We start from the raw sequence: 16,956 nt of genomic DNA on the forward strand, positions 1-16,956 counted from the left end.
CTTCCTATGTGCCGGGCCCCCCCGGGGGGGCGGGGGGGGCGCCCGGTTTTGGGGATGGGGGGGGGTGGGGGAAGGCTCCGCGCAGCGGCCCGGCCCCCGGCCCCGGCCGACGGTGAGGTCGACAGCCGGAACGGGTAGGGGCGAGACTCGGTGTCATGAACGAGCGAGGCACCGCGCGCCTGGTCCTGCTGCGGCACGCCAAGTCCGCCTGGCCGGACAACGTCCCGGACCACGACCGCCCCCTGGCGCCGCGCGGACGGCGAGACGCGCCCGTCGCAGGCAGGCTGCTGCGCGAGCTGGGCTGCGTACCCGACCTGGTCATCTGCTCGACCGCACGGCGGGCCCGGGAGACCTGGGACCTCGCCGCCGAGGAACTGGCCGCGCCGGTGCCGGTCCGCTACGACCAGCGGACCTACGGCGCGGACCCGGACGAGCTCACCGCCGTACTGCGGGAGGTGGACGACCGGGTGGGGGTGGCCCTGCTGGTCGGGCACAACCCGGGCATCGAGGACCTGGCGGCCTCGCTCACGGGTGAGGCGGAGGGCGACGCCCTGGCCCGGATGGCGGAGAAGTTCCCCACCTCCGCCTTCGCGGTCCTCAGCCTCACCTCCGGCTGGGCGGCCCTCGCCCCCGGCACGGCCCGCCTGACGGCCTTCGTCGTCGCGCGAGCCTGACCGGCAAGACACCACTACAGCGGGGGCGGGTCCGCCTGGGGCCCGCGGCCCGAGAGGACCTCCCCGTATGCCTGCATCAGATCCGGCAGCCGCAGCGTGGCCAGGTCCTCCCGCGATGGCGTCCCGCCGTACCCCGCCAGCCGCAGATCCCGGTACGCACAGCTCTTCTCGTACAGCGTCCGCAGGAACCGCCCGTTCCCCAGCTCGTCGATCCAGCCCTGCTCCACCACGTGCCCGCTGATGCTGCGCAGCTCGTCCAGCGCCTCCTCGTCCCAGCGGTCCCCGTTCGACTCCGCCAGCACGCCGCCGATCGCCGTCAGCTCCAGCGGCCGGTACGAGGGGAAGTCCACCCGCGTGGTGAACCGCGAGGACAGCCCCGGGTTCGCGGCCAGCAGCCGGTCCATCCCCGCCGGATAGCCCGCCAGGATCACCACCAGGTGGTCCCGGTTGTCCTCCGCCCGCTTCAGCAGCACCTGCAACGCCTCGTCCCCGTATGCATCGCCCTTGCTGTAACCCGAGTTCGACAGGCTGTACGCCTCGTCCACGAACAGCACCCCGCCGATCGCGGAATCGATCAGCTCGTTCGCCTTCACCGCGGTCTGGCCGAGGAACTCGCCCACCAGATCCGCCCGCTGCGCCTCCACCAGATGGTCCCCGCCCAGCAGCCCCAGCGCATAGAACACCCGCCCGAGGATCCGCGCCACCGTGGTCTTGCCCGTCCCGGACGGTCCGGAGAACACGAAGTGGCGTTTCGGCGGCTGCACCGGAAGCCCCTGCCCGGCCCGCAGCCGGGCCATGTGCAGCTGCGCCGAGAGCGCCTTCACCTGCCGCTTGACCGGTTCCAGGCCCACCATCCGCTCCAGCTCGGCCAGCGCCTCGGCGAGCAGTGCCGGATCCGCCGGGCCGGGCGGCAGCCCGGCGGGCGCGGCTTGCGGTGGTACCGCGGCCTTCCGCCGTACGCCGTCCGGCCGGCCCGGTCCCGGCGGCGGGACACCGGCCCCCGGGCCGGCCCCCGGCCCGGGCCCCGCAGCCGCCCCCGGCCCGGCCGCCGGCCCCGCGAACCGGGGTTCCACCGGCTCACCGCCCAGCAGCGGGTCCGGCTCCGCCAGGGTCGGCATCACCGCCGCGAAGTCACCGCCGACCGGCGACAGGTCGTACCCCTCCAGCCCGTCCGACTCGGCGATGGCCGTCAGCCGGGCCGCCGTGTCCATGAACGCCGGATCCACCCGGTGCACCGCCCGGTACAGCGGCAGCGCAGCCGCACTGCGCCCCGTCCCCTCATGGGCCCGCGCCAGCCAGTACCGCAGCTCCTTGCGCTGCGGCTGCTCGCTGCGGCACCGCATCAGCGCCGCCGACAGCATCGGCTCCGCCTGCCCGTACATCTCCAGCCGGACCCGGGCCATCCCGCCGAACAGCCCCGCCTCGATGCCCAGCAGCGGATCGTCCACCAGCGGCTCGGTGTGCCGGACCAGCTGCTCCCAGTCCTTCACCAGATAGGCGCGGCAGGCGTGCAGGAACCGGACCTGGGCGTCGGTGTCCACCGGCGGCAGGGCAGCAAGGGCCTGGTCCAGCTCGGGTACGTGGCGGCCGTCCAGCCAGTGCGAGGCGTGCGCCAGCAGCAGATCGCGCCGGCTCTCCAGGACCGGCTGCACCCACCAGCCCAGCCAGTACCAGGAGTTGAGGGTCCGCCGGTGCCGGGCCCGCTGCTCCCCGAACCGGTCCCGGTGCGCGTACATCCGCAGCAGCGCATGGGTGGTGTCCACCCGCAGCGCGTGCAGCCCCAGCCAGGCGTCCGCCATGGTGGGGTCGAGTCGTACGGCCGCCCGGAACTCCTCCTCGGCCTGCGGATAGGCGCCCATGGTGCAGGCATCCACCCCGCGCAGCCAGGCGAGTTCGGCCGGGGCGTGCGCGCTGCCGCTGCCCTGCGTGCCGAAATCCATCACGTCCCCCACAAGCCTGCCCCCGTGGTGCGCAGCAACCCCCGCTGTGTGCAGCCGAGTTGCCCCTGCGCCGATGAAATCAGGCTGGCATCGTACCTGCGGCCACTGGCCTTACGCAGTGCGCCGGAAAGACGGATCGCCTGGCGCCCGCAGGAAGGCATGGTCACGCAGCGTGAAGAACGGGGGAGGGGAGAAGACTCATGGAGGCCCGCGGAGGGCAGAACGAAGCCCCCGGTCACGGGGGAACAACCGGGGGCTTCGCGTCCGCGGCGGCCGTGTGAGGCCGCGCATTCAGAACGTAAGGCCGGTGCGGGCCCCAGGTCAAGCGATGTCGAGCAGGGCTCCACGGGCGGCCGGGCCGGGCCGATCAGGCCCGGGGGAGTTCGTCACCCTGGGTGACGGAACTGGCGGTTCCCGCCGTCCCGCCGGCCCCGGAAGTCCACTCGTATCCCGTACTGCACTGGCGCACCAGCGTGTCGGCGAAGGGGCGTGAAGGGTCGTCCGCGAAGTGCGCGAGCTCCGCGCGCTCCCACCCGTCCCAGAAGGCGTCCAGTTCGCGCCCGTCCCGGTCCCGGCCGCGCCCCCAGGACTGCGCGCGGGGGGTTTCCATCCACAGCAGCCGGGCAAGATGCGGGCGCAGCGCGCGCCGGCCCGCGCCCACGCCTTCCACGAGCAGCAGCGGGACCGGCTCCAGCACCCGGGCCGGACCGAACCGGCGCTCCACCCAGTCGTACGGCGCCCAGTGCGCGGCCCGCCCCGCGGACAGCGGCTCCAGCACCTGCTGCCGCAGCCGCTCGGTCCAGCCGAACAGCTCCTCGTGCGTGGCCACGTCATCGAGGTGCAGCACCGGCACCCCGCCCAACGCCTCGGCGAGCCGCCCCGCAAAGGTGCTCTTCCCGGACCCGGCATGCCCGTCGATCCCGATCACCCGCACCGGCCCCAGCGAGGGCGGCAACACGACAAGCTCCCGCGCAAGCACGCGAAGCGCACGAGAGGACGGCCGGTACTCTTCCACCCGCCCAAGCCTACGACCCGGCCGACCCCGCCCCAGGCCAGGCGGGGCCATGGTGCGACACGCGCCCCGTGCGCCCTGGCCTCGGGTGGGCTTGGCCTGGGAGGGTGGCGGGAGTCGCCGCCGTTACCGAGCTGGGGGTACTGCCCATGACCGAACTCACCCCCCGCCGGACCCTGCTGGCAGCCGCGCTCGCCGCAGCCGCCGCGGCGGGCGGCAACCCGGCCGCCGCAGCCGCGCCCGGCGCCGCAGCCGCCCGCCCCACCGTGGACAACCGGTTCTGGTTCTCGTACGCGAACTGGCAGGCCGGCACCCACCACGGCACCACCGCGGCCCCCGGCACCCGCCCCGCCCTCGCCTTCGGCACGCCCGCCGGCCGTACCGCGTACACCGACCCGCACACCGGCAGGCAGAGCACCTGGGAGTACGCGGCCTGGACCTCCCCGGTGCACCGGTCCGCCGTGCCCGCCACCGAGCTCATCGCCTCCTGGAACGCCCGCACCCCGGCCGGGAGCTGGCTGCAGACCGAACTCCGCGGCACCTACACCGACGGCACCGCCACCCCCTGGTACGTGATGGGCCGCTGGGCCTCCGGGGACGCCGATATCCGCCGCACCTCCGTCGACGGCCAGACCGACGGCCGCTCCACCGTGTGGACCGACACCCTCGCCGTGGACGACCCGGCCAAGGGCCTGCGGCTGCGGGACTGGCAGCTCCGGCTGACCCTGTACCGCCGCCCCGGCACCACTGCGCGCCCGTTGGTCTGGCTGGCCGGGGCGATGGCCTCCGACGTACCCGACCGGTTCATCGTCCCCGCGAGCACCCCCGGCCCCGCCACCGGCCGGGAGCTGAAGGTCCCGCGGTACTCCCAGGAGACGCACACCGGCCAGTACCCGGAGTACGACAACGGCGGCGAGGCCTGGTGCAGTCCCACCTCCTCCCAGATGATCATCGAGTACTGGGGGCGGAAGGCCGACCCGCAGGACCTGGCCTGGGTCCGGCCCGACTACGCCGACCCCCAGGTCTGCCACGCGGCCCGGTCCACCTACGACCACGCCTACAAGGGCTGCGGGAACTGGCCCTTCAACGCCGCCTACGCCGCCACCTACCCCGACCTCGCCGCCGTGGTGACCCGGCTCACCTCCCTCACCGACCTGGAGACCCTGGTCGGAGCCGGGATCCCGGTCATCACCTCGCAGTCCTTCCGCGAGGGCGAGCTGACCGGCGCCGGATACGGCACGGCGGGCCACCTGATGACGGTCGTCGGGTTCACCCCGTCCGGCGACGTGGTCGCCAACGACCCGCACGCGCCGACGAACACCGCTGTCCGCCGCGTCTACAAGCGCCGCGAGTGGGAGAACGTCTGGCTCCGGACCAAGCGGTACAACGCCACCGGCAAGGCTGTCTCCGGCAGCGGCGGCATCTGCTACCTCTACGCCCCCGCCCTCCCGAACCTCGACCGGATGGCCGCGCTGCGAGCGGTCGGAGTGCTCTGAAAAGCTGGCATGACCTGCAAACAAACCGGGCATAAGGTGGGCATAAAGGGCATTGAGCGACGTCTCTAGGAGGCGGCCCACCATGACCACCCATCCGAGAATTGAGCAACACCCCGACCTCGCCGAGATGCGCACGCGGTTCGAGCGGGTGACGAGCACCCCCCGAGCCCAGGCCGTGGAGACACTGGCCCTCATCACCGGCCTGTACCTGGCGGCCTCGCCCTGGATCGCCGGGTTCAGCGGGCTCGGTCCGCTGGCCGTCAACAACCTGATCACGGGCCTCGCGTTCTGCGTCTGCATGAGCGGCCTGGGCTCCGCCTACGAGCGCACCCACGCGATGGCCTGGACGGCGGTCGCGCTGGGTGCCTGGACCATCATCGCCCCGTGGGTCATCGCGGGTGAGATGGACACCACCCGCAGCGTGGTCAGCAATGTGATCACCGGTGGCGTGGCCCTGTGCCTCGGCCTCGCCATGGTGGCCATGGCGGGACGCGACCGCGACACCGTCTGATCGCGACACCGTCTGATAGCGACACCGAACCCGGGCCCCGGCGGCAGTGACCAACGTCTCTACCGCCGGGGCCCGGTTCGCTGGCACATTGGAAGGACGCCGGGGGGTGTCCGTCCGCTGCCAGACGATCGTGAGAACACCCATGACTGCGAACACCGCCGCCCTCGCCCGCGCCCGCAAGCTCACCCGGACCGGCGGTCCGGAGGACAGCCCCAAGTGGCTCGAGAACGTCCTCGGCTGGACCCTGGTGGTCGTGGTGGCCATGTTCGTCACCCAGGTCGGCTGGATGTAGCCGCTCGGCGGCGGCCGGTGCAGCCGCCGCACCGACTTCGCCCTCGGACTCCGCCCTCGGATTCCGTCCAGGATGCGATACTGCCGGGATCTTTCGGCAGTTCGAGGCGAGGTCTGGATTTGAATCGTAGTCAACAGCGGGGAACGACCGAGCGTTCGCAGGCTCGAAGAGCCGAACTCATAGCGATCGGGCGGAGGTTGTTCGCCGACACCTCGTACGACGTGCTGTCCATGGACGACATCGCCAAACAGGCCGGCGTCGCCAAAGGGCTGATCTACTACTACTTCGAGAGCAAGCGCGGCTACTACCTCGCCATCGTCGAGGACTCCGTCGCCGAGCTCGTCGCCCGGGCTGCGGGTGAGCCCGAGCTGCCCCCCGCCGAGCGGGTGCGCCGCACCATCGACAGCTACCTGCACTACGCCGAACACCACCAGGCTGCCTACCGCACCATCGTCACCGGCGGCATCGGCTCGGACGCCGAAGTGCTGGCCATCCGCGACGCGGTCCGCGAGGAACTGGTCGCCACCATCGCGGAAGGCGCCTACGGCCGCCGCACGCTGCCGCCGCTCGCCCGCCTCGCCCTGATCGGCTGGCTCTCCGGGGTGGAGGGCGCCACCCTCGACTGGATCGGCACCCTGGGCACCGCCGGCCGGCCGGGCCGGGAGGAACTGGGCGCCCTGCTCGTCCGCCAGCTGCGGGCCACCCTGACGGTCATCGGCGAGTTCGTGCCCGAATGCCCGGCCCCACCGCTGCTCCCCGGACCGGCCCCCGTCACGGTGCCCGGCCCGGCCCAGGGCGCGGTCCAGGTCGCGGTCCAAGTCGCAGCTCAGGCCGCGGCGCAGGTCACAGCCCGGGATCAGCCGATCTTGCACCCGTGACGAGAAGCATCCGATCGGGCATACTCAACCCGCCGCAGCCGCTCGTCCGTCCCTTCCGTGATCCGGGAGGGCAGCATCGGCTGCCTGAGCACCGAGACCCCGGCGGCGCGTCCCACACCTCGCGCGCCGCCGCCGTGCCCGACGAGGGAGGAGAGCGCCGCCATGACCGACCGCGCCCCGCAGCCGGTGGACCGACAGCTGCCCACCGAGGAGTCCCGGGACCTCCTCGCACTGGTACGTGAGATCGCCGCGCGGGAGATCCGCCCGCAGGCCGCCGAAGAAGAGGAAGCCGGCCGCTTCCCCCGCGAGGTCTTCCGGCTGCTCTCCGACGCCGGCCTGCTCGGCCTCCCGTACGCCGGCGAGTTCGGCGGCGGCGACCAGCCGTACGAGGTCTACCTGCAGGTACTGGAAGAGCTGGCCGCAGCCAGGCTCACCGTCGGCCTCGGGGTCAGCGTGCACTCGCTGGCCTGCCACGGCCTGGCCGGCTACGGCACCAAGGAGCAGCAGGGCGAGCACCTGCCCGCCATGCTCGGCGGCGGCCTGCTCGGCGCCTACTGCCTGTCCGAGCCCTCCTCGGGCTCCGACGCCGCCTCCCTGACCACCAAGGCCGTCCGCGACGGCGAGGACTGGGTGATCACCGGCACCAAGGCGTGGATCACCCACGGCGGGGTCGCCGACTTCTACACCGTCCTCGCCCGCACCGGCGCCGAGGGCCCCAAGGGCATCACGGCCTTCCTGGTCCCCGGCGACGCGGCCGGCCTGTCGGCCGCCGCCCCCGAGAAGAAGATGGGCATGAAGGGCTCGCCCACGGCCCAGCTGCACTTCGACGGGGTACGCGTGCCGGACAGCCGGCGGATCGGCGAGGAGGGCCAGGGCTTCACGATCGCCTTGGCCGCCCTGGACGCCGGCCGCCTCGGCATCGCCGCCTGCGCCATCGGCGTCGCACAGGCCGCCCTGGACGAGGCCGTGGCCTACGCGCAGGACCGCAAGCAGTTCGGCCACCCCATCGCCGACTTCCAGGGCCTGCGGTTCATGCTGGCCGACATGGCCACCCGGATCGAGGCCGGCCGGGCCCTCTACCTGGCGGCGGCCCGGCTGCGGGACGCGGGCAAGCCGTTCTCCCGGCAGGCGGCGATGGCCAAGCTGTTCTGCACCGACGCGGCCATGGCCGTGACCACGGACGCGGTGCAGGTCCTCGGCGGGTACGGCTACACCCAGGACTTCCCGGTGGAGCGGATGATGCGGGAGGCGAAGGTCCTGCAGATCGTCGAGGGCACCAACCAGATCCAGCGCATGGTGATCGCCCGCCACCTGGCCGGGCCGGAGTCGCGGCCCTAGTCCTCGGTCCTCAGTCCTCGAAGAGGGGTCCGTCGGGCCATACGGGCGTGGTGGCGACCTGGTACCACTCCGGGTCGCCCCGGCCCGGCAGGGTTCGCCCCTCGCCCGCCCAGCGGGCGATGAGGTCGCGGTAGATGGGCGGGTCGGGCGGGGGCGCGTGCGCGGGCGCAGGCCGGGTCGGTGACTGCTGAACCGATTCTTCGTAGCCCGGTGGCACCGGCCGCCGCCGTCTCCCGGTTGAAGCATCAAGCAGGGTCATGCCTGGGCCAACGCTGTGCGGCGGCGCAGGGTCACTGGGCCCATACGTTCGAACTGATTTTTTGAGGGCTCGGTTCGCCTCCGGGGCGCTGCTGTCGGCTCCAGGAGGGCGTGCGTCCTCAGAAACCACTCGTGCCTCGCGGTTTCCTCCGGGCGCTCGCCCTCCTTCGCCGACGCGCCCCTTCGGCTCACTCGCCCGCGCAGGCTGCGAGCCGGGCGGAACAGGGGGCGGCTCCGGTCGGGCGGGACAAGGGCATGGCTTACTCGCCCGCGCAGGCTTCGGCGGGACGGAACAAGGGCCGGCTACGGCCGGTCGGGACCTCGAGGGGAGGCTCCGTGCGCCCGGCAGGGCGCGGGAGGCTTCGGCCCGTCCGGACGGGCCGGGGACCGGCTTCGGCCGGTCGGGACGAGGCGGGGGCGGGCTTCGAACCGATCGGGGCCGGACGGGCGGGGCTTCGGGCGGTCGGAATGGCGCGGGTGGTCTCTCGGCCGGTCGGGACGGGACGGGCTTCGGTCGGGCCGTACGAGGCGGGCTTCGGGCAGGCAGGGCGCGAGGGGCATCGAGGGGCATCGGGACGGCGGCTTCGGGCAGTCGGACAAGGCGGCGGTCGGGCAGCCGGGCAGGGTGGACTTCGGGCAGGCAGGGCATCGAGAGGGCTTCGGGCAGCAGGGACGGGGGGCTTCGGGACGGCGGAGCGGGACGGCGAAGGGCGTCGGGGTGTCAGGGAATGACACGACCGACCCTGGTCGCACGCACGGTTTCTGACGTACCGTCATATCCGCCGAGCCGCCCACCCCCGCGCCCAGGAGGTTTGCCATGCCCGCGGACCGCCCCATCGCCCTCGACGAATACCCCATCCACCAAGCCCCGTTGTCGATGAAGCACATCGCCACCGGCGACCGGAACGCCTACGACCGCTGCATCTTCCACGTCTTCGACCACGCCGGCCGCTTCGTCCTCATCGCCGGCCTCGGCGTCTACCCCAACACCGGCGTCATCGACGCCTACGCCACCCTCCGCACCGGCGACGAACTCCTCGCCGTCCGTGCCTCCGACGCCCTCACCGACGACCGGATGAACCTCTCCGTCGGCCCGCTCAGGATCACCGTCGACACCCCCCTCAAGCAGCTCACCCTGCACTGCGACCCGGACCCCGAAGACCCCGCGGGCCTCTCCTTCGACATCACCTGGACCGCCGAGTTCCCCGCCCTCTGGGAGCCCCACCACGTGCAGCGGCGCGGCGACCGCCTGATGCTGGAGGGCCGCCGCTTCGTCCAGGCCGGACAGGCCACCGGCACCCTCCGGGCCCGGGGCGAGGAGATCAGCCTGACCCCGGGGGAGTGGACCGGCACCCGCGACCGCAGCTGGGGGGTCCGCCCCATCCCCGGCGAGGACGGCGGCCGGGCCGCCGAGGAGCACCGCACCGAGGGCTTCCACTGGCTCTGGGTCCCCGTCCGGTTCGAGGACCGCTTCCTCATGGTCATCGTCCAGGAGGACGCCGACGGCCACCGCACCCTCAACGAGGCCGTCCAGGTCTTCCCCGAGAGCGCCCGCCGCCCCGACACCCAGCTGGGCTGGCCGTACGCCGACATCGCGTACCGGCCCGGCAGCCGGCACCCCGAGTCCGCGGTCATCCACCTCACCGACCCGGTCTCCCGCAAACCCCTCGAACTCGGCGTCGAGATCCTGGGCTCCTCCCCGCTCGCCATCGGCGCCGGCTACCCGCCCGCCGGCGACTGGCAGCACGGCAGCTGGCAGGGCCGCGGCTGGACCGACCGCCGCGTCTACGACCTGTCCGACCCCACCGCCCACCCCATGGCCGCCTTCGGCGTCACCGACCACTCCGCCCGCTTCACCCTCGACGGCCGCACCGGCCACGGCATCTTCGAACACGGCAGCTTCGGCCGCCACGACCCGAGCGGCTTCGCCGACTACTCCTCCGTCGCCCAGTAGGGGGCAGCAATGGCAACGGCACCACGTCCCCGCACCTCCACCCGCGACCCGGAAGAACTCGGCCGCCGCCTCACCGCCTGGCTGGACCGCAAGCTCCCCGGCGCCCGGATCAGCGGCATCACCGTCCCCGGCTCCAACGGCATGTCCAGCGAAACGCTGCTCTTCGACATCGAGCACCCCGACACCCCGGTCCGCGCCTGCGCACTCCGGCTGGCCGCGGACCCTGCCGCGTACACCGTCTTCCCCACCTACGACATGGCCCGCCAGCACCGGGTGATGAGCCTGGTCGCCGAGCACACCGACCTCCCCGTACCGCGCGTGCAGTGGCTGGAGGAGGATCCCGCCCCGCTCGGGGCGCCCTTCTTCGTGATGGCCCGAGCCGAGGGCCGGGTGCCGCCGGACGTCATGCCGTACACCTACGAGGGCAACTGGGTGCACGCCGCGACCGACGCCGAGCGTGCCGAACTCCAGGAGCAGAGCATCTCGCTGCTCGCCCGCCTGCACGACCAGTTCCCGGCCAAGGAAGCCGCGTTCCTGCTGCCCGAAGCCGGCGAAGGCAGCCCGCTGCGCCGGCACGTCGAGGCCCAACGCGCCTACTACGCCTGGGTCGTCCGGGACCTGGCCCCTTCACCCCTGCTGGAGCGGTGCTTCGACCGGCTGGAGGAGCTCTGGCCCGCCGACGAGGGCGACCCCGTCCTCACCTGGGGCGACGCCCGCATCGGCAACGTCATCTACCGGTCCGACGGCTTCACCCCCGTCGCCGTCCTCGACTGGGAAATGGCCGCCTACGCCCCGCGCGAGCTCGACCTCGGCTGGACCGTCTACCTCCACCGCTTCTTCCAGGACCTCACCGTCGGCTTCGGCCAGCCCGGACTCCCCGGCTTCCTGCGCCGCGAAGACCTGGAACGCAGGTACGCCGAACTCACCGGGCACACCCCGCGCGACATGGAGTTCCACACCCTGTACGCAGCGCTCCGGCACGGCATCGTGATGCTCCGGATCGCCTACCGGCAGGCGCACTTCGGCGAAGTGGAGATCCCCGCGGATCCGGACAGCCTGATCCTGCACCACGCCAGCCTGGCCGCCATGGTGCAGGGCACCTATTGGTAGGAGGGGGTGCTCAGGCCGCCCGTACGTGCTGACGCAGCTGCGGCGGCTCGGCCACCAGCCGGACAGGACGCGAGCCCGGACCGCCGACGTGCGAGAAGGGCTGCGTCCGCCAGTCCAGCCCCTGCGGGAGCGTCAGCACCACGACCGGCTCCAGCTCCTGCGACTCGGCGGCACCGATCACCGGCAGCGCATCGGACACCGGACGCCCGGTGCCGGCGCAGACCGTGAGCCCGAAGGGGTTCCACGGGGTCAGGCAGAGGGCGTGCTCCGGGAGGTGCTCCTCGTCGACGACGAGGGCGATGGACTGCCCGCAGTCGGGGCAGGTCGCGTGGTGCATCTCGAAGGACTCGGCGTCGTCGAAATACGCGGCGTCCTCGGCGCCTTCCGCTCCCTCGTCCTCGGATCCGGCATCGAGGAGCTCGAGTGGCTCGGGCTCGCTGCGGGCTGCGCGCTTGGTGTTCGACATGGTTGTACTCCCCCTTGGGTGGGCCGGGCGGGCAGGTTCGGCCTCGGCCACAGCAAGCACTTCCCGCCATGCCGCACGAGTAACCACAACACCCCGGCAGAGGACTGCATACCCCTGTGGCTTTGGTCACATGCCTGCTGCAGGTGCCTCCTGCGGCGAGACGGCACTGGGCGCGGACCACTTCTGGGCCTTAGGTTGAGCGGCTATGAGCGCAATGGAGGAGTTGGACCGCCAGATCGTTGATCTGCTCGTACGGGACGGGCGGATGAGCTACACGGACCTGGGCAAGGCCACTGGCCTGTCCACGTCGGCGGTCCACCAGCGAGTACGCCGCCTGGAACAGCGCGGGGTCATCCGCGGCTATGCCGCCGTCGTCGACCCCGAGGCAGTCGGCCTGCCCCTGACCGCCTTCATCTCGGTCAAACCCTTCGACCCCTCGGCGCCGGACGACATCGCGGAGCGCCTGTCGGGCGTACCGGAGATCGAGGCGTGCCACAGCGTCGCGGGCGACGAGAACTACATCCTCAAGGTGCGGGTGGCCACCCCGCTGGAGCTGGAGGACCTCCTGGGCCGCCTCCGCGCCCTGGCCCACGTCGCCACCCGCACCACGGTGGTCCTCTCCACCCCATACGAATCCCGCCCACCCCGCATCTGACCCCACCCCGCCGCCCACCGGGCGGAGGCCGCCGACGGCGCCCGGCCGGAGACGGTGGCTCAACCACGCTGATTCCTCGAACGGGTGGGCGGGTGGGTGACCGCCCCGCGCGCAGCGCGGGGTACCACCCACCGGCCCGCACACCCGCGCGGCGGGTGGACCCGCGTCGTCCGGGGCCGCCGCGACCCGCGAAACTGGACCCCATGACGCATGGCCATGGCGCGGCGACCCCGCAGACCCCGCACAACGATCAGCCCCGGACCGTACTCCTCCGCCGCGGCGAGGTGCACAGCCCCGCCGACCCCTTCGCCACCGCGATGGTCGTCGAGCGCGGCCACATCGCCTGGGTCGGCTCCGAAGGCGCCGCCGACGCCTTCGCCCAAGGCGTCGACGAGGTCGTCGACCTCGACGGAGCCCTCGTCACCCCCGCGTTCACCGACGCCCACCTGCACGCCACCTCCGCCGGCCTCGCCCTGACCGGCCTCGACCTCACCCGGGCCCGGTCCCTCGCCGACGCCCTGGACCTCGTACGGGCCTACGCCGACGGCCGCCCCGCCGACCGCGTGCTGCTCGGCCACGGCTGGGACGCCGCCCGCTGGCCCGAGCGCCGGGCCCCCCGCCGCGAGGAGCTGGACGCGGCCACCGGCGGCCGGCCGCTCTACCTGAGCCGGATCGACGTCCATTCCGCCGTGGCCACCACCGCCCTCCTCGACCGGGTCCCCCGCATCCGCGAGACCGCCGGCTTCCACGAGGGCGAGCCGCTGACCCGGGACGCCCACCACGCCGTCCGCGCCGCCGCCTTCGCCGCGATCACCCCCAGCCAGCGCGAGGAGGCCCAGCGGACCGCGCTCCGGCAGGCGGCCTCCCTCGGCATCGGCTCCGTCCACGAGTGCGGCGGGCCGGAGATCTCCTCGCCCGAGGACTTCACCGCCCTGCTGGCCCTCGCCGAGGCCGAGCCCGGCCCCCGGGTCTTCGGCTACTGGGCCGACCGGGACCTGGCCCTCGCCAAGGAACTCGGCGCCATCGGAGCCGCCGGCGACCTCTTCGTGGACGGTGCCCTCGGCTCCCACACGGCCTGCCTGCACGCCCCGTACACCGACGCCACCCACACCGGCACCGCCTACCTGGACACCGCCGAGGTGGCCGCGCACGTCGCCGCCTGCACCGAGGCCGGTCTGCAGGCCGGCTTCCACGCCATCGGCGACGCCGCCATCACCGCCGTGGTCGACGGGATCCGGCAGGCCGCCGACACGGTCGGCCTCGCCCGGATCCGGGCCGCCCGGCACCGGGTCGAGCACGCCGAGATGATGACCCCGGCCACCATCGCCGCCTTCGCCGAACTCGGCCTGACCGCCTCCGTACAGCCCGCCTTCGACGCAAACTGGGGCGGCCCGGACGGCATGTACGCCGACCGGCTCGGCGCCGACCGCGCCCGCACCCTCAACCCCTACGCGGCCATGCTCAAGGCCGGTGTCCCGCTCGCCTTCGGCTCCGACGCACCCGTCACCCCCCTCGACCCGTGGGGCACGGTCCGAGCCGCCGCCTTCCACCGGACCGCGGAGCACCGGATCTCCGTACGCGCCGCCTTCACCGCCCACACCCGCGGCGGCTGGCGGGCCATCGGCCGGGACGACGCCGGCGTCCTGGTGCCGGGCGCCCCCGCCGACTACGCGGTCTGGCAGACCTCGGAACTGGTGGTCCAGGCCCCCGACGACCGGGTCGCCAGGTGGTCCACCGACCCCCGTTCCGGCACCCCCGGACTGCCCGACCTCACCCCCGGCACGGAGCTTCCGGTGTGCCTCGCCACGGTCGTCGGCGGCCGGGAGGTATTCGTACGGCCACAGGGGTGATGAGGCCTCCCTGCGTTCGGCGCGGGCGGCCGGACCCGGATAGGTTCGGCCGGGTCCACCACAGGACGCCCGTACCGGACGGATCCGTCTGCTCAGCGCGCCCGCGCCTCGGGGGCGAGGGAAGGTTTCGCCGGGCGGCGGGGTGAGACCCGGGTGGGGCCCGGCGGTCCAGTAGACAACGGTTTCGGCCGCCCGCAGCCAGCGGGAGCCGGGCCGGCCCGAAGGACGCCGGGCCCCGATCCGCTGTTCTAGAGTGGGGGGTCACCTGTGACTGGACGTACTAAGGGGAATCAGTGAGCGACGGCGGTGAGCGGGGGTACGGGCCGCTCGGCAAGGCCCTGGTGATCATTCCGACCTACAACGAGGCGGAGAACATCGGGCCGATCGTCTCCCGAGTGCGTGCCGCGGTGCCCGCGGCCCACGTCCTGGTGGCCGACGACAACAGCCCGGACGGCACCGGCAAGCTCGCGGACGAGCTGGCGGCCGAGGACGAGCAGGTCCATGTCCTGCACCGGAAGGGCAAGGAAGGCCTGGGCGCGGCCTATCTGGCGGGCTTCCGCTGGGGCCTGGAGCGCGAGTTCGGCGTACTGGTCGAGATGGACGCCGACGGCTCCCACCAGCCCGAGGAACTGCCCCGGCTGCTGACCGCCCTCAAGGGCGCCGACCTGGTGCTGGGCTCCCGGTGGGTGCCCGGCGGCCGGGTGGTGAACTGGCCCAGGCACCGCGAGCTCCTCTCCCGCGGCGGATCGACGTACTCCCGGCTGATGCTGGACGTGCCGATCCGCGATGTGACGGGCGGCTACCGGGCCTTCCGCCGGGAGACCCTCGAAGGGCTGGGCCTGGAGGAGGTGGCCTCGGCCGGCTACTGCTTCCAGGTCGACCTGGCGCGGCGGGCGGTGCAGAAGGGCTTCCGCGTGGTGGAGGTGCCGATCACCTTCGTCGAGCGTGAGTTCGGCGACAGCAAGATGAGCAAGGACATCGTGGTAGAGGCCCTGTGGCGGGTCACCACCTGGGGTCTGAGCACCCGCGCGGCCAAGCTGGGCGGCCTGCGGGGCAAGCGCTGACCTGCCCCCTTCGGTCCATCCCCTAGGGAATGCCCGGTACCTCCGGCCGACGCCGGTTTTACGGGACACCCGGCACACTGGTTGGTATGACGACCGGCGTTCCCACTTCGACGGCCCCCCGGCGCTCGCCGCGCCCCCGAACTTTCGTGCCCCTGGGCATCGCCGCCTGGCTGGTCCTGGAGATCTGGCTGCTCGGCCTGGTCTCGCGGCAGCTCGGCGGCCTCGCCGTGCTCGCGTTGCTCGCGGCCGGTTTCGTGCTGGGCGTGGTGGTCATCAAGCGCGCGGGCCGGCGCGCCTTCAAGAACCTCACCGGCACCTTCCAGCAGGCACAGGAGGCAGCCCGGACGGGCCGGCCGCCCGCTGCCCCCCAGGCCGAGCCCAAGGGCTCCGGCAACGCCCTGACCATGCTGGCCGGCCTGCTGCTGATCATGCCGGGCCTGCTGTCCGACGTCGTCGGCCTGCTCCTGCTGCTGCCGCCGGTCCGCGCTCTGGTGAGCCGCCGGGCCCAGCGCACCCTGCAGAAGAAGATGGCCTCGGCCCCGGCCGGCAGCTTCGGCGACGCATTCCAGCAGGCCCGCATCCACTACCCGGACGGCAAGGTAGTCCAAGGCGAAGTCATCCGCGAGGACCCGACCCCGGACCCGAACCCGAGCCCCCGCCCCCCACTGACGCCATGACGCAGTGAGAGCCTGACGCCCGCTCCCGCCGCCGTACCGGCCCGCGGGCCCGGCGCCCGGGGGAGCGGCCCCGGGCGCTGCCACGAGGCCGAATCGGCGCCGCACCGGCCCGGCACCCCGCACCTCCGCAGCCGGGGCGCCCCGCCCGCGGCCCCGGCGCCCCGCGCCTCCGCAGCCGGGCCGCGCCCCGCCCGCGTATCCGCTGCCCGGGGCACCAGGTTCACGGCAGCCCGGCAGCCCGGCAGCCCGGCAGCCCGGCAGCCCGGCAGCCCCGCCCCGGCGGCCCGGCCCCGGGCTGCGGCACACCAGGGCACCGGGGCTCCCGCGTGCCCGCGCCCCCGTGTCGCCGTACCGGCGCCCGACCACTCCGCTGGCGCGCGCCGGCCCGCGTAGGCGCCGCCCGGGCCGGCCCGGGCCCACGCCTCCGCAAGCCGGGCCGCGCCCCGCCCACGTATCCGCTGCCCGGGGCAGCCGGTCCACGCAGCCCACCCGGCCCCGGGCAGCCGCCTGCCCGCGTCGCCGTACCGGAGCCCGACCGGCTCCGCGGGGGCGCGCCGGCCCGCGCAGCCGCCTGCCCGCGCCTCGGCAGCCGGGCCGCGGGCAGGGCCCGCGTATCCGCTGCCCGGGCCCGCCCGGGCAGCGGTTGGCATGCCGAAGAGGGGGCGGGGGGGGGCGGGCCCGCGGGGGGCGCGACCCCCCGGGTTACCCTCTGGGTGGGGGGGGGGGGGCCGGCAACCCACCCGGGCCCCGCCCCCCTCGCCCGGCTGCTCGGCCGCCACCC

General features: G+C 73.8%; 15 protein-coding genes and 1 pseudogene. 12 read left to right on the forward strand and 4 right to left on the reverse strand.

The window, feature by feature from the left end; genetic code table 11:
- Positions 1-155 precede the first annotated feature (155 nt).
- Positions 156-674 carry a SixA phosphatase family protein gene (locus tag ABT123_RS36195; protein WP_351322612.1) on the forward strand — a complete coding sequence of 173 codons (519 nt, stop codon included), beginning with the start codon at positions 156-158 and terminating at the stop codon, positions 672-674.
- A gap of 14 nt (positions 675-688) precedes the next feature.
- On the opposite strand, the gene ABT123_RS36200 is transcribed toward ABT123_RS36195, so the two are convergent.
- Positions 689-2,614 carry an AAA family ATPase gene (locus ABT123_RS36200; protein WP_351322614.1) on the reverse strand — a complete coding sequence of 642 codons (1,926 nt, stop codon included), beginning with the start codon at positions 2,612-2,614 and terminating at the stop codon, positions 689-691.
- Between the two features lie 367 nt (positions 2,615-2,981).
- Positions 2,982-3,569 (reverse strand): uridine kinase family protein, encoded by a 588-nt coding sequence (locus ABT123_RS36205; protein ID WP_351322639.1) that lies wholly within the window; start codon positions 3,567-3,569, stop codon positions 2,982-2,984.
- A 206-nt stretch (positions 3,570-3,775) separates the two neighbouring features.
- Between ABT123_RS36205 and ABT123_RS36210 the strand changes: the two genes are divergently transcribed.
- The 5 genes and pseudogenes from ABT123_RS36210 (at position 3,776) to ABT123_RS36230 (ending at position 8,141) form a co-directional block, all read left to right on the forward strand.
- Entirely contained in the window at positions 3,776-5,122 is a 1,347-nt protein-coding gene (locus ABT123_RS36210) for a C39 family peptidase (RefSeq protein ID WP_351322616.1), read from the forward strand.
- A gap of 82 nt (positions 5,123-5,204) precedes the next feature.
- A complete protein-coding gene (locus tag ABT123_RS36215; RefSeq protein ID WP_351322618.1) occupies positions 5,205-5,633 on the forward strand; it encodes an SPW repeat protein in 429 nt (142 codons plus the stop codon).
- Between the two features lie 142 nt (positions 5,634-5,775).
- Positions 5,776-5,925, forward strand: coding sequence for an SCO1431 family membrane protein (locus ABT123_RS36220; RefSeq protein ID WP_351322620.1), 150 nt, complete (start codon positions 5,776-5,778; stop codon positions 5,923-5,925).
- Positions 5,926-6,044: 119 nt separating this feature from the next.
- A pseudogene (locus ABT123_RS36225) lies at positions 6,045-6,683 on the forward strand (TetR/AcrR family transcriptional regulator); the annotation flags it as partial.
- Positions 6,684-6,965: 282 nt separating this feature from the next.
- Positions 6,966-8,141 (forward strand): acyl-CoA dehydrogenase family protein, encoded by a 1,176-nt coding sequence (locus tag ABT123_RS36230; RefSeq protein WP_351322622.1) that lies wholly within the window; start codon positions 6,966-6,968, stop codon positions 8,139-8,141.
- A gap of 10 nt (positions 8,142-8,151) precedes the next feature.
- On the opposite strand, the gene ABT123_RS36235 is transcribed toward ABT123_RS36230, so the two are convergent.
- Entirely contained in the window at positions 8,152-8,358 is a 207-nt protein-coding gene (locus ABT123_RS36235; protein WP_351322624.1) for a hypothetical protein, read from the reverse strand.
- Positions 8,359-9,216: 858 nt separating this feature from the next.
- On the opposite strand from ABT123_RS36235, the gene ABT123_RS36240 reads away from it, so the two are divergent.
- Positions 9,217-10,353, forward strand: a complete 1,137-nt coding sequence (locus ABT123_RS36240; protein ID WP_351322626.1) for an Rv3169 family protein — start codon at positions 9,217-9,219, stop codon at positions 10,351-10,353.
- A 9-nt stretch (positions 10,354-10,362) separates the two neighbouring features.
- Positions 10,363-11,463, forward strand: a complete 1,101-nt coding sequence (locus ABT123_RS36245) for a phosphotransferase family protein (protein ID WP_351322629.1) — start codon at positions 10,363-10,365, stop codon at positions 11,461-11,463.
- A 10-nt stretch (positions 11,464-11,473) separates the two neighbouring features.
- Here the strand turns inward: ABT123_RS36245 and ABT123_RS36250 are convergent, their stop codons facing one another.
- Positions 11,474-11,929, reverse strand: a complete 456-nt coding sequence (locus ABT123_RS36250) for a hypothetical protein (RefSeq protein ID WP_351322631.1) — start codon at positions 11,927-11,929, stop codon at positions 11,474-11,476.
- A gap of 214 nt (positions 11,930-12,143) precedes the next feature.
- On the opposite strand from ABT123_RS36250, the gene ABT123_RS36255 reads away from it, so the two are divergent.
- The 4 genes from ABT123_RS36255 to fxsA all read left to right on the forward strand — a co-directional run bounded on the left by ABT123_RS36255 (position 12,144) and on the right by fxsA (position 16,175).
- Positions 12,144-12,584, forward strand: a complete 441-nt coding sequence (locus ABT123_RS36255; RefSeq protein WP_190345061.1) for an Lrp/AsnC family transcriptional regulator — start codon at positions 12,144-12,146, stop codon at positions 12,582-12,584.
- 203 nt (positions 12,585-12,787) lie between these two features.
- Entirely contained in the window at positions 12,788-14,434 is a 1,647-nt protein-coding gene (locus ABT123_RS36260; RefSeq protein WP_351322633.1) for an amidohydrolase, read from the forward strand.
- A gap of 293 nt (positions 14,435-14,727) precedes the next feature.
- On the forward strand, positions 14,728-15,498 hold the full coding sequence (locus ABT123_RS36265; RefSeq protein ID WP_351322635.1) for a polyprenol monophosphomannose synthase: 771 nt from the start codon (positions 14,728-14,730) through the stop codon (positions 15,496-15,498).
- 86 nt (positions 15,499-15,584) lie between these two features.
- The gene (gene fxsA / locus ABT123_RS36270; RefSeq protein WP_351322637.1) at positions 15,585-16,175 is read left to right on the forward strand and encodes an FxsA family membrane protein; all 591 of its coding nucleotides are present in this window, start codon (positions 15,585-15,587) and stop codon (positions 16,173-16,175) included.
- The last annotated feature ends 781 nt before the right edge of the window (positions 16,176-16,956 follow it).

The organism is Streptomyces sp. NPDC002054 (assembly GCF_040296685.1).
Lineage (GTDB): Bacteria > Actinomycetota > Actinomycetes > Streptomycetales > Streptomycetaceae > Streptomyces.

Coding starts and splice junctions, on each gene's coding strand:
- ABT123_RS36230 (WP_351322622.1), top strand. CDS start 6,966: ATGACCGACCGCGCCCCGCAGCCGGTGGACCGACAGCTGCCCACCGAG.
- ABT123_RS36200 (WP_351322614.1), bottom strand. CDS start 2,614: ATGGATTTCGGCACGCAGGGCAGCGGCAGCGCGCACGCCCCGGCCGAA.
- fxsA (WP_351322637.1), top strand. CDS start 15,585: ATGACGACCGGCGTTCCCACTTCGACGGCCCCCCGGCGCTCGCCGCGC.
- ABT123_RS36195 (WP_351322612.1), top strand. CDS start 156: ATGAACGAGCGAGGCACCGCGCGCCTGGTCCTGCTGCGGCACGCCAAG.
- ABT123_RS36240 (WP_351322626.1), top strand. CDS start 9,217: ATGCCCGCGGACCGCCCCATCGCCCTCGACGAATACCCCATCCACCAA.
- ABT123_RS36215 (WP_351322618.1), top strand. CDS start 5,205: ATGACCACCCATCCGAGAATTGAGCAACACCCCGACCTCGCCGAGATG.
- ABT123_RS36210 (WP_351322616.1), top strand. CDS start 3,776: ATGACCGAACTCACCCCCCGCCGGACCCTGCTGGCAGCCGCGCTCGCC.
- ABT123_RS36255 (WP_190345061.1), top strand. CDS start 12,144: ATGGAGGAGTTGGACCGCCAGATCGTTGATCTGCTCGTACGGGACGGG.
- ABT123_RS36260 (WP_351322633.1), top strand. CDS start 12,788: ATGACGCATGGCCATGGCGCGGCGACCCCGCAGACCCCGCACAACGAT.
- ABT123_RS36250 (WP_351322631.1), bottom strand. CDS start 11,929: ATGTCGAACACCAAGCGCGCAGCCCGCAGCGAGCCCGAGCCACTCGAG.
- ABT123_RS36245 (WP_351322629.1), top strand. CDS start 10,363: ATGGCAACGGCACCACGTCCCCGCACCTCCACCCGCGACCCGGAAGAA.
- ABT123_RS36220 (WP_351322620.1), top strand. CDS start 5,776: ATGACTGCGAACACCGCCGCCCTCGCCCGCGCCCGCAAGCTCACCCGG.